The organism is Variovorax sp. P1_H12_2 (assembly GCF_056405335.1).
Genome location: NZ_JBFUCI010000747.1, coordinates 1 through 1,301 on the forward strand (window position 1 = coordinate 1; position 1,301 = coordinate 1,301).

Here is a 1,301-nt window from a genome sequence, read left to right on the forward strand (position 1 = left end):
GTCATACTGCAGGCGAAAGCCAAATCGGTCGATGGAAACGGAATCGGACGTATAGCCAGGCTTCGCGATGGCCATGACATTGGGACAGAATACATTCGGCTGAGCCGAGTAATCACTGTGAAATGGATATAGAACGTACTTTGGGTTTGTCAACGCAGCCTCCCAAATTCCTGCGAGCTATAAAGCACGCAGCTTGCTGAAGAAGGTCGAAACTGCATCCGCGAATCTTCGCTCGAGGCGCGCCAATCGAAATGTCCAATGGWGCTTGGACGACTCGCGCTTGGCGAGCATGCGTTCGATCAAGGTATCGCCGTTTTTCTGATCAAGATGCTCGGCGTCATAACCGCCGGCGCTGAAACGAACTTGTGGAGGCAATAGCGCCAAAATTTCCGCCGATGGCTTGATCACCTTATCGGGGAATGCAAAAGAAGTCGGGTAAGCACCCAACATAACTTTAATACCAGTTCTTCCGTGAATGTTGGGCTCGCGCCCATGCCAAACATCATTAATAAAGATATAAAAATCGCCCTTTACGCCATAAGCGCCCGTTTCCCTGTTGACTACAACGCGACGAGCGAGCAGCCGGCTAAAGATGTTCCATCTTAGAAACAGAGACAGGCCAGGCACACCAAGTTTCTTCGTATATGGTGGACCGAACAAAGCACTCCAGCGCGGGCAAAATGGAAAGTGATGGGATCCTCGTACAAAAGAGGTTGCGCCATTACCTGGTCCAGGAACGTCCTCCAGGAAGATCGCTATGCCCAATTCGCCGGGGCTATCACGGTGCCATTCGTGAGGATTGGAGGCGACACCATAGGAAGGCCGAGGATCGGGCTCACCCGTCAGCCGTTGCACGTTATACCCGCGAAATTTTATCTTAGGCCCCGCCAGCTTTCTCAATACCTCACTGACATCGGCATCGGACAATATTTCTTCGACCATTGCGTCCAAAGTTGGGCTTTTGGCGTAGGCGTCGAGAAGAATGTGAGTTGGTTTTGTCAAGATACTGACGCATTCGCCGCTCCGACTCCAAGGTTCACTTATATTCAGTATGGCGCGCTGTTCCAGGTCGTTCGAAAAGAGAGTCGCCACTTCCTGCTTGGCCTGCTCAACCTTCGAAATTGGAAAAAACCCCTTGAACGTATAAAACCCCTCTGATTCGAGCTCTTGGATTGCTTCGGCATACGCATTCATATGACACTCCAATCTTTGACAGAGGCTGCCTGCGAGTATTTTGCCGACCACCTCAAGCGCGGTCGCAGGGGATAGTCGGGCCATTCGCGCACCCAATCTCCCCGTAC

The 1,301-nt window shown here is 51.8% G+C and carries 1 protein-coding gene; it reads right to left on the bottom strand.

Annotated features, from left to right (window positions below):
* Positions 1–177: 177 nt before the first annotated feature.
* On the bottom strand, positions 178–1,301 hold a 1,124-nt coding region (locus AC1D2K_RS34815; RefSeq protein ID WP_478095004.1), incomplete at its 5' end, for a phytanoyl-CoA dioxygenase family protein.